The 11761-nt window shown below is 35.7% G+C and carries 7 protein-coding genes; 5 read left to right on the forward strand and 2 right to left on the reverse strand.

From position 1 onward, the window contains the following. Window positions 1-34 precede the first annotated feature (34 nt). The 5 genes from FJR38_RS22710 to FJR38_RS22730 all read left to right on the forward strand — a co-directional run bounded on the left by FJR38_RS22710 (window position 35) and on the right by FJR38_RS22730 (window position 5675). Complete coding sequence (locus FJR38_RS22710) at window positions 35-1120, forward strand: serine kinase (RefSeq protein ID WP_168539557.1); 1086 nt, start codon at window positions 35-37, stop codon at window positions 1118-1120. A 3-nt stretch (window positions 1121-1123) separates the two neighbouring features. Next, window positions 1124-1876, forward strand: a complete 753-nt coding sequence (locus FJR38_RS22715) for a glycosyltransferase (protein WP_168539559.1) — start codon at window positions 1124-1126, stop codon at window positions 1874-1876. 72 nt (window positions 1877-1948) lie between these two features. After that, window positions 1949-2638 (forward strand): glycosyltransferase family A protein, encoded by a 690-nt coding sequence (locus FJR38_RS22720; RefSeq protein WP_168498666.1) that lies wholly within the window; start codon window positions 1949-1951, stop codon window positions 2636-2638. Between the two features lie 38 nt (window positions 2639-2676). Further along, window positions 2677-4551, forward strand: coding sequence for an SDR family oxidoreductase (locus FJR38_RS22725; RefSeq protein WP_168539561.1), 1875 nt, complete (start codon window positions 2677-2679; stop codon window positions 4549-4551). 2 nt (window positions 4552-4553) lie between these two features. Further along, on the forward strand, window positions 4554-5675 hold the full coding sequence (locus tag FJR38_RS22730) for a nucleotidyltransferase family protein (protein WP_168539563.1): 1122 nt from the start codon (window positions 4554-4556) through the stop codon (window positions 5673-5675). A 323-nt stretch (window positions 5676-5998) separates the two neighbouring features. Here the strand turns inward: FJR38_RS22730 and clpB are convergent, their stop codons facing one another. Beyond that, the gene (gene clpB, locus FJR38_RS22735; RefSeq protein ID WP_168498658.1) at window positions 5999-8617 is read right to left on the reverse strand and encodes an ATP-dependent chaperone ClpB; all 2619 of its coding nucleotides are present in this window, start codon (window positions 8615-8617) and stop codon (window positions 5999-6001) included. A 194-nt stretch (window positions 8618-8811) separates the two neighbouring features. Next, window positions 8812-11761, reverse strand: a 2950-nt coding sequence (locus FJR38_RS22740; RefSeq protein WP_168539565.1) for an S-layer family protein, incomplete at its 5' end; no start/stop codon positions are given.

Below are 11761 nucleotides of genomic sequence, written 5' to 3' on the forward strand. Positions count from 1 at the left end.
AAATCAATGTTAAAAATATAAGTGAAAATAAATAATGAAACCCGATATTGAAGAATCAGAAAACTTAATTGAAACAGAGAAGAAAGATCCAATTGCTTTTTTTGATTCAATTTATGAACTATACGAAAAAGCCGAAGCATCTGTGGGTGGTGCAGTTAATCGGTTTTATGATATTGGTGGGTTTAAAATTCAGTTACGATTTGCTGGAGAGGCTTTAATTTCTTATCAAACTCCGGCTTTAGGACATTTGGAAATAGAACCAGTTTCCCATCCTGATTTAACAGTTTGTTTGTGGGATAGTACCTCAACCAAAACTATTATGCCTCCTCCACCTTGGGGTAGGAATCATCATCATCCTAAGCGCGGAGAAATTCACGGATTCAATACTGATCGCATTCATACGAGTTTTCAATGGGGTGCATTTGCATTGAGTTTGTTGGATAGCGATCGCAATTTAGGCATCTATTGGGTAGATACAACTGCACAAATTCCCTATTGGGAAACTGGTTCACCCCTACGAACTATTTTGAATGTCTGGATGAGTAAACGGGGAATACAACTGGTTCATGCAGGTGCGGTGGGACTTTCCAGCGGTGGTGTGTTGTTAGTAGGAAAAGGAGGTTCGGGAAAATCAACAACGGCTTTAAGTTGTATTAATTCAGAGCTTTTTTATGCCAGCGATGATTACAGTTTAATTACTTGTGAACCGACACCAACGGTGTTTAGTATCTACAATACAGGCAAAAAAAATGCCGATGATGTGAATAGATTACCATTTTTGGCTGAGGCTATCAGTAATAGCGATCGCCTGGATTCAGAAAAAGCCGTTTATTTTATTAACGAGCATTTTCCCGAAAAAATATTGAAAAGTTGCCCCATTCGTGCAGTTTTAGTTCCGCGCATTACTGGAAAAACAGATACTTCTTTAACAGCTACCTCTGCTGCTGCCGCTTTAGCTTCACTTGTACCAAGTACGATGATTCAATTAGCTGGTGCAGGGAAAGAAGCTTGTCAGATTATGATGCAAGTCTTAAAACAAGTTCCTTGTTATTATCTAGAACTGGGTACTGATTTAGAGCAAATCCCTCAAGTAATTTCCAATCTCATTACAAAACAATAGAAAATGGAAAATCAAAAATTATTTGTTAGCGTTATTATTCCAGTTTTTAATGGAGAAAAATATCTAGCAGAAGCCATTGAAAATGTCAAAAATCAGGATTATCAGCCATTAGAAATCATTGTCATTGATGATGGTTCAAAAGATAAGACTGCGGAAATAGCTGCCGAATTCAAGGACAGTATCCGCTATATTTATCAAGAAAATAGTGGTCCATCGGCTGCTCGAAACCGAGGGATAAGAATAGCAAATGGTGATGCAATTGCCTTTTTGGATGTTGACGATATTTGGTCGGATGATAAACTGAAAGTGCAAGGAAATTATTTGGCAGATAATACCTCGGTAGAGATTGTACAAGGATTAATTCAACAAATGAATTTATCACAACTGACATCTGATAAAAAACCTATATTTGAACCTGTCTATAAACCTTACAACTATATTAATTTAGGGAGCGCAATTTATCGGAAATCTGTATTTGAAAAAATTGGCATTTTTGACGAAACACTCAATTATGCTGAAGATGTAGATTGGTTTATCCGAGCCTGGGAAAATGGGATATCCAAGGTTCTTATAGATCAGGTAATGCTGTTTTATCGAAAACATCAAAAAAATATGACTGGGGGGAAAAATTTAGTTGAACTGGGATTTATCAAAATATACAAGAAACGTTTAGATAGAATCCGAAAAAAACAAATATCTCCAACTAATATTTTATTAGATATGCCAATTAATGAATATCTTGGTAGTCCTCCTTGAATTCAACCGTTAAAAGATTATGAGACCATCAATTGAACGGAAACGCAATCAAAAATTGGAGCAAGAATAAGCATGAACAAAAACCTTTTAATCAGCGTCATTATTCCAGTTTACAATTGCGAAAAGTATCTAGCCCAAGCCATAGAAAGTGTACTAGCTCAAACCTATCAGCCCCTAGAAATTATCGTTATAGATGATGGTTCAACTGATGCTAGTGCAGAAATAGCCAAGGGATTTGGTTCTGTAGTGCAGTATTGTTGTCAAGTCAACAGTGGTACTGCGGCGGCTCGTAATCGAGGCTTAGAATTAGCCAAAGGCGATTATTTTGCCTTTCTTGATGCAGATGACCTTTGGGTAGAGGATAAATTAACACGCCAAATGGCAGCATTTATAAATAACCCCAATCTTGATGTTGTATTTGGACAGGTTGAACAGTTTATTAGTCCAGAATTGGCAGACAATCTGAAAGCAAAACTGTACGTTCCCGATAAATTAATGCCGGGACATATTCCTTCAGCACTGCTAATAAAAAGAGAGTCTTTTTTTCGGGTTGGTTTATTTGAAACTCATTGGAAATTAGCCGAATTTGCTAGTTGGCAAGTACGTCTGACAGAGATAGGACTCCAAACAATGATGTTACCCGATTTAGTAGCCAAGCGGCGACTGCATGAAACCAATAAAGGAATTCAGAAAAAACAATATCAGACTGAATATATTCAGATTCTCAAAGCATCACTAGATCGTCGTCGCACTAAAGATTAGGATATTCAAATTGATGGCTTATAATTCACGGATATGATATGAACTTAAAAACCAAGTTAAATAACATTAGAATGCGTTTTAAAGCCGCATCAAAAGCCTTCCTCGATCCGATACCTACTCTCAAACCGAAAATTTTAGTCAAAACTGTAGAGCCTTCATTAGTTTTAGATAATCAGCTTTTAGCTGGAAAAAATGTTCTGATTACGGGAGCAGCAAAAAATATTGGCAAAAGTATCGCTATTGAAATGGCTAAACAAGGTGCAAATATTTTCTTCACAGATATTGTTGAGGAAGGATGTTTAAACTTAGAAAAAGAATTAAATACTTATCCAGTTAAGGTAAGAGGCTTTGTTTTAGACATATCAAAACCTGAAAATATTGATTATTTATATAGCATTTTAAAGGAAAACAAAATCATAATTGATATTCTCGTCAATAATGTAGGCATTCAATTTGAAACAATTGGGATAAATAAATTGGATTTAGGAGAATGGCAAAAAATCTTTCAAACTAATGTATTTGGTCCCATGTACCTTACCAAACTTATCTCCCAAATGATGGTGAGTAATTCTATTCAAGGTTCTATTATTTTTATGACTTCTATCCACCAAGAAACAGTTGTTCGTTGGCCTAGTTATAGTTCTTCCAAAGCAGCATTAGGGATGATTATCAAAGAATTAGCAGTAGACTTAGCCCCATACAAAATAAGAGTCAATGGAATTGCTCCCAGTTGGGTAGCGGAAGATGAGCAAAAACAACCATTGAGTATCGAATATAATCTTTTGCATGGCTGTAGTATCTCTCCTTGTTATATAGGTAGAGCGGCTGTTTATCTAGCTTCAGATTACTTTTCAAAATTCACGACAGGAACGGTTCTAAAAATTGATGGTGGCACAACATTATATAATTATCGTGTTGCTCAAAATCCACCTCAATTAAAAAACCCTATTTTTTTTTACATAAATATAATGTTTCATATTGTTCAACGGATTAATAGAAAAATCAAACGAATAGCTGCAATTTTTACTCAAAAATTAGCACCAGGTAGATTAGAGGCAAAATCTCCAACATTTAAAACTCTCTTTCCTAAAAATGCGAAAATCAAGCGTGTCGCTACAGGATTTCAATTTACAGAAGGACCGATTTGGTTTACTGAAGAAAAGTATCTCCTATTTAGCGATATTCCAGCCAATAAAATATATAAACTCACACCTAATGGTGAATTAACAATTTTTAGAGAACCTAGCCATAATTCCAACGGTTTAACTAGAGATAAACAAGGAAGATTGATAGCTTGCGAACATGGTACACGTCAAGTTACCCGCACAGAAAAAGATGGTTCAATTACTGTTTTAGCTGATATTTTTCAAGAGAAAAAACTTAATAGTCCTAATGATGTCGTTGTTAAAAGCGACGGGTTTATTTATTTTACAGATCCACCTTATGGGATTAAACCCGAACAACAGGAACAACTAATTCAAGGAGTATATAGAATTTCACCAGATAACAATGAAATTATTATTGTTGTTGATGATTTTATCAAACCAAATGGTTTAGCATTTTCACCTGATGAAAAAAAGCTGTATATAGATGATTCAGAACGTCGTCATATCCGAGTTTTTGATATTCAATCTGATGGAACACTTAGCAATGGACGGATTTTTTATGATATGAAAGTCGAAAAACCCGGTTTACCAGATGGAATGAAGATAGACGTACAAGGAAATATTTACTGTACAGGTAGTGGTGGAGTTTGGGTTTTTGATTTAGCAGGTAATCATTTAGGAACAATTGTCACTCCAGAAGTACCAGCAAATTGTGCTTGGGGAGATGAAGATTACCAAAGTCTTTATATTACAGCTTCTACCTCTGTTTACAAGATTAGAGTTAATATTCCAGGGATAAAAGTATAATTATGAATAATCAAGAAAATTCTGGACTTACTAACGAGAAAAAATTGCTTTTGCAAGCAGCATTCTTATCAGAAGAAGCGGGATTTGATTCCTGGAAGCAATGGAGAGAATCGGTTGATATTGAAGATTTAGATACTGAATCTTATCGTTTATTGCCTTTACTTTATCGCAATTTATCCTTACAGGAAGTGATAGATGTGCATATAGGAAGACTGAAGGGAGTGTACCGACGCACTTGGGTAGAAAATCAAGTTTTATTTCAAGCCATTGCCCCAATTTTACAGTCTTTTTCAGAAAAGGGAATTAAAACTCTATTACTTAAAGATGCCGCGTTAAATCTCCATTATTACCACGATAATGGATTACGAATGATGCCTAATTTAGAATTATTGATTCATTCCTCAGATGCTTTAATGGGGATTAATTTATTGCAAAATCTTGGTTGGGAAGCGACAGGAAAGATACCTAAAGAAATTTTACTATTTTCCCAAGCGATAGGATTTAAAAACAGTGCCAATCAATTTTTGATTTTGCGGTGGCATTTATTCGCAGATGGCTTTTCAGAAAAAGCTGAACATGATTTTTGGGAAAATATAATAATTACTCAATTGGGTGAATTAGAAATAAATATTTTAAATCCAACATATCAGTTATTGTATATTTGTGCAGGGTTAAAAAATCAGGCTATGTCAAGTAATAAACTAGCTGATGCTGCAATTATTATCAATGCTTCAGAAAATCAAATTGACTGGAATCAGTTAGTTATCAAAGCCCAAGAATACCGCTTTGTTTGGGGACTAAAAAATCTGCTCACGGCTTTACAGGAAATTTTAAATATTTCTATACCGTCTTCAATTTTGACGCAGATAATCAATTTACCAATTTCCAGCTTTGAAGACCGTGAATATCAGATTATGACTCAGGAAAATAATAGCGTATTAGATCGTTTAAATTTGAGATATTACCAATATGTAAGAATGGTATCTGATGAAAATGGGAAATCAAATTTTTTAGGATTTACGAAGTATCTACAATATCTTTGGGGGTTAGAAAATTCGTGGCAAATTCCATATCATGCAATAATTAAAGGCATAAAAAGGCTAGTACCGCTTTCTCGGAATTAAAAATTAAAAATTAAAAATTAAAAAAGCATATTACACAAGCTTTTTGAGAATTCTTAATGGTTGGTTGATTTACGCCGTTGTGTACTATAGCGTTTATCGGTAGAATGCAATACAATCTAGGGCGCAGACCCTGCGCCCCTACAGGGTTTGCAATTGGCTGACTGTATCTCACTCAAGTGCATACCGCTATAGTACCGCTTTCTCGGAATTAAAAATTTAATAAAAACTGAAATTAAACCTTTTATCGTAGAGACGTTCCACGGAAACGCCTCTACAGATGATGATTAGGAAATATCTTCTTCTTATTTCCTATTGTCAAGCAATTAACTTGTAAATACTTCTGCGGGTAAACGATTAAAGGAAAGACGCTCATTTTCAACATCTACAAAAATGGTGTCACCGTCGCTAAAGTCACCCCGTAAAATGGCTTTAGCTATTTGGGTTTCTAATTCCCGTTGAATAGCTCGTTTTAATGGTCTTGCACCAAATACAGGATCATATCCTACTTCTGCTAAAAAGTCAATAGCAGAATTAGATAATTTCAAAGACATTTTTCTGTCACTCAATCTTTGTCTTAACCTATCTACTTGTAATTGGACAATATTCCGCAATTCTGATTTTTGTAAACTGTGGAAAATAATTAGTTCATCCAAACGGTTTAAGAACTCTGGACGGAAACTACTACGCATTGCTTCCATTACTCGATTACGCATTTCATCGTAACGGGTGTCATCTCCAGATATATCAAGGATGTATTGAGAACCGATGTTACTGGTCATGATAATGATACTATTTTTAAAGTCCACTGTTCGACCTTGGGCATCTGTCACCCTACCATCATCGAGAATTTGCAGGAATATATTAAAAACGTCAGGGTGGGCTTTTTCGATTTCGTCGAATAAAATCACCGCATAGGGACGACGACGAATGGCTTCGGTTAATTGTCCTCCTTCTTCATAACCGACATATCCGGGAGGCGCACCAATTAAGCGAGAGACGGCGTGTTTCTCCATATATTCGGACATATCAATCCGCACTAAGGATTCTTCTGTGTCAAACATATAGGCTGCTAAGGCTTTAGCGAGTTCGGTTTTACCCACACCTGTTGGACCGAGGAAGACAAAACTGGCAATGGGACGGTTTGGGTCAGAGAGTCCAGCGCGAGAACGTTGAATGGCATCAGCTACAGCGGTGACGGCTTCATGTTGACCGATGACACGATGATGTAATTCATCTTCTAAATGCAAGAGTTTGTCTTTTTCTGATTCCACTAATTTATTAAGAGGAATTCCTGTCCATTTAGAAATAATTTCGGCAATATCGGCTTCTGTGACTTCTTCTCGTAATAGAGATTTGCCTGTTCCTTGGGTTTGAGAAAGTTCACTTTCGACTGCGGCTAATTTTCGCTGTAAGTCTGTTAATATGCCATATTTCAATTCCGCAGCCCGGTTGAGATCATAGTTTCTTTCTGTTTGTTGAATTTCTAAGTTAACACGGTCAATTTCTTCTTTAATTGACTGAATTTTGGTGATAATATCTTTCTCAGATTGCCATTGACTGCTGAGAGTTCTTTGTTCTTCTTTGAAGTCAGCTAGTTCTTTTTCTAATCTTTCTAAACGTTCGCGGGAAGCAGGATCAATTTCTTTTTGTAAGGAGAGTTTCTCCATTTCTAATTGGAGAATTTTCCGGTCTATTTCGTCGAGTTCTTCGGGTTTGGATGTAATCTCCATTTTCAGTCTAGCAGCGGCTTCATCAACTAAATCAATGGCTTTGTCGGGGAGAAAGCGATCGCTAATATAACGATTAGACAGAGTAGCAGCAGCTACGAGGGAACTATCAGAAATTCTCACCCCATGATGAACTTCATAGCGTTCTTTCAAACCGCGTAAAATCGAAATTGTATCTTGGACATTTGGCTGATCTACATAAACTTGTTGGAAGCGTCTTTCCAAAGCTGCATCTTTTTCCAAATATTTGCGATATTCGTCTAAAGTTGTCGCCCCAATACAGCGTAACTCACCCCGTGCTAACATCGGCTTTAATAAGTTACCGGCATCCATAGCCCCTTGGGTTGCACCTGCACCGACAACGGTATGAATTTCATCAATAAATAAAACAATATTTCCGCCGGATTCGGTAACTTCTTTTAATACTGCTTTGAGCCGTTCTTCAAATTCACCTCGGAATTTTGCTCCGGCAATTAAAGCTCCCATATCCAAACTAATCAATTTCCGATCTTTGAGAGATTGGGGAACATCACCTGCTACTATGCGTTGTGCTAGACCTTCAGCGATCGCAGTTTTACCAACGCCGGGTTCACCAATTAAAACCGGGTTATTTTTGGTACGACGGGAGAGAATTTGCACCGTCCGACGAATTTCATCATCACGACCAATTACAGGGTCTAGTTGACCTTTACGGGCGGCTTCTGTGAGATCGCGGCCATATTTCTCCAGTGATTGATACTTACCTTCTGGATTTTGGTCTGTCACTTTTTGATTCCCCCGAATTTCTTTAATAATATTTTTGAGTTTGTTTTCATCTAAACCAAATTCCTGGATGAGACCTTTACCAAAACGGTCATCTTTGGCGTAACCCAGCAGTAAATGTTCAATAGAAATATATTCGTCTTTAAATTCTTGACGATATTTTTCTGCCCGATCTAACAGTGTATCTAAACTTCGCCCTAAATAAACAGAAGTGCTAGTTCCAGATACCTTGGGTTGACGTTGAATAAATTGCTCTGTGCGATCGCGGACTTTTTGCAGATTTGCGCCGGCTTTGGTAAAAATCGCACTGGCCAGTCCTTCCTGCTCTAGCAACCCTTTCATCAGGTGTTCACTTTCTAGTTGCTGTTGGTGGTACTGTTTAGCGATATCGGGGGTTTGAGCGATCGCTTCCCAGGCTTTTTCTGTAAATTGATTGGGGTTATTAGGCTGCATAGGCTTTTAGAATAATTTTGTCTAATAACATCATTGTAAAAATATCTGGGGTCATAGCTGGATCGGTCTTCACATCTTTAAAATGTAGTATTATTGCCCAATCTGAGGTTACAGGTGACAGGAAATAGAAAAAAATTACGTGAAATCTCTATTTATCGTTGTGGTAATTCATGAATTACCTTTACATTTCCTAGTTACTGCGTAAGTCCTCCCACAGAAACTTGACAACCAGGATGATTTAAACCTGTATTTTGCAATGTTGATTTTTGTGCTTCGGCTGTGAGAATTACTTTACCATCATCAGCAATTACCCATCCTTGTACTTGTTGAAATACCCGATTTGTGCTGTTTTCTGACTTTTTACTAATGACAACTGGTATAATATTTTCTTGACTTGTTTCCTGAGTAGAAACTGGATCTATTAAATCTACTAAAGGAGTTGTTCCAGTTAATAAATCGCTAGGCTGAGATGGTAATCCACCTTTCCCGACAATGATAAATTGATTTTGTTGACGTGCTAATTTTCCACCACCTTGACAACTTTGAGCAAGTTGACTAGAAGCATCAACTAAATTAGTAGATAATGCTTCTAAACCTTGAGCAGGATCAACATCTAAACGATTGATTATCACTTCACCACTCAAGCCAAATTTTGAAGAAGCAGTAATATCACTAAATTCAGTTTCTTGATCACGAAACTTTAAACCAAAAATAGTATTTGTAGTGATGTTGATATTTCCTCCATCTCCTTGAAAAGCATTGGCTGTAATATTGCTATTTTCACTAGGCAAAGCTACAATAAAAGGAACACTAATATTAATATTTCCCCCATTTCCTCCTGCACCTGCTTTCCCCGCTGTAGCAGTAATATTACTACCATAACGTAATAATAATAAGTCTCTAATATTGAGATTTATTTCTCCCCCTTGATTACTCGCTGTAGCCGCAGTAATATAAGCATTATTATCTAATATCAGTGTCCCAGCTTGTAGATAAATATCTCCACCTTTGCCACTACCTTGACTATTGACTCCTATCCCCGCACCATTTTTAATCATAAACATTTCGGGGTCAATATCAATACTACCACTATCACCACTAGAACCAGGATTGGTACTGGCAAAAATGCCACTATTGGCATCAGCTAGGGTAATATTTTCTTTCACCTGTAAAGTAATATTTCCAGCTTTAGCATTACCAGATGTATTCGTAATTAATTGTCCCCCATTGGTGGCTGTAAATGTATCAGCATAAATATTAATACTACCTCCTGCTCCATCTGTGTTAGATGCAGATATTTTCGCACCATCAGCAATAATAAAGTTAGAAGTATAAATATTTAAACTTCCTGCTTCACCTTGACCGGTGGATTCTACCGCTATACCTTTTTCTCCTCTAATTTCTATTGAGTTTTTAGCATCTATATTAATACTTCCCGCGAGACCATCAATAGATGTTGCAGAAATTTCACTATGATTAATTTCTAAACTATTTAAATTTCGGAGATTAATATTTCCGGCGTTTCCTTCTCCTCCTGGTTGGACTAATGTTTTGATTGTTGAATTTCCCAAAAGTTGTAATTTTTGAGTATCTATATCAATATAACCTCCTGTTCCTATTCCTGTTTTTTCTACGTTACTACTTAATCCAGAACCATTGTTAATAATAATTGAGCCGTTGGGAGAATTGAGAATAATATTACCTGCATTTCCTTGACGTTCTGTAAAAGCATTTAGCTGGGAATGATTAAGAATAGAAATTTGATTCTCAGCATTAATTGATATATTACCAGAATGAATTAATTGATCTTCTCCACTTTCAACGCTGCTGTTTGTGGTGTTAAATATTGAGTTATCAATCACGACGCTAGGACTATTTATGAAGATATATCCTTCCCTCCCTTGACTATCTAATTGACTATTACTGATTTGGATTTTTTCTAAGGAATTTAATTGCAAATAACCAGCATTGTTGTCAGTATCAGGGGAATTAGTATTGATTTTAGAGTTATTAATGGTTAACAATGGACTTTCGATAGAGATATAGCCAAAATTTCCTTTACTAGTAAATTGACTATTATTAATTTCTGCTAATTCCGTGATTTTAAACTCCATATAACCAGCATCACTATCACTACTAGGATTGTTGGTATTAAAGGTGGAATTATCAATATTCAGTTTTTGACTATTAATTAAAACTCGACCATAATTACCCTGACTATTTAAACTACTTTCATTATTAATATTAATGGTATCACCAGCATTTAATTCTATATCTCCTGCGTAGAAAGTACCAGAGTTATTAGTCTCAAATGTGACAGAATTTAAATTAATTGAACCAATTTCTGATGTTACTTGTATATAACTAAAACCATTTTCTTCATCACTATTTTTACTACTACTATTAATTTTAGTCTTAGTTAAAGATACTAATTTATTACCTGTGATTTCTACTTTACCAGCAACACCTTCAGATTCATTATTAGCAATAATCTCAGAATCTTGAAAATAAAGAAAATCATCTGCTAGTAGATAGATATGACCACTGTCACCAATAGCATTAGATTTAACGTTTGTTTGAATTTTGCTGTTGTTCTCAACAGTAATATTTTTACCGAAAATTTTGATATAACCACCATTTCCATAGGTATTTTTATGAACTGTATTATCTATGATATAATTATTGATATTAATATCCCCACCAATAATCTTAATATTACCACCTGTTCGTTGATTTTGATTTTGAGGATCACTAGCAAAGGTATCAGCATAAATTCGCGGTTGTTGATTTTCTCCTATTAATTTAATTCCTCCATTATTAGTTGCAGAAATTAAAATATTTCCTGATTTTCCATTATTACCAAAAGCTGCTGTATCTATTGTGGTATCAGTTAAACTAATGGCTGGTTTATCAATCGCAGTTCCTCCGGCTTGAATAGTTATATCTCCACCCCTACCACTACTAATACCATCTTCTATCGAAGATGTACTAATTAAGTTACTATTACTAATCTCAATATTTCCGAATTCCGAAGTAATGGCAATATTACCAGCGTCATTATCTAAACTAGATGTAGTTATATTTCCTGGAATTGAAATATTTCCTATAATTGAAATATTTTCTGTAGCTGTTAATTCAATCATT

This window comes from Anabaena sp. UHCC 0253 (assembly GCF_009712085.1).
Lineage (GTDB): Bacteria > Cyanobacteriota > Cyanobacteriia > Cyanobacteriales > Nostocaceae > Dolichospermum.

Coding starts and splice junctions, on each gene's coding strand:
- FJR38_RS22710 (WP_168539557.1), top strand. CDS start 35: ATGAAACCCGATATTGAAGAATCAGAAAACTTAATTGAAACAGAGAAG.
- FJR38_RS22715 (WP_168539559.1), top strand. CDS start 1,124: ATGGAAAATCAAAAATTATTTGTTAGCGTTATTATTCCAGTTTTTAAT.
- FJR38_RS22720 (WP_168498666.1), top strand. CDS start 1,949: ATGAACAAAAACCTTTTAATCAGCGTCATTATTCCAGTTTACAATTGC.
- FJR38_RS22725 (WP_168539561.1), top strand. CDS start 2,677: ATGAACTTAAAAACCAAGTTAAATAACATTAGAATGCGTTTTAAAGCC.
- FJR38_RS22730 (WP_168539563.1), top strand. CDS start 4,554: ATGAATAATCAAGAAAATTCTGGACTTACTAACGAGAAAAAATTGCTT.
- clpB (WP_168498658.1), bottom strand. CDS start 8,617: ATGCAGCCTAATAACCCCAATCAATTTACAGAAAAAGCCTGGGAAGCG.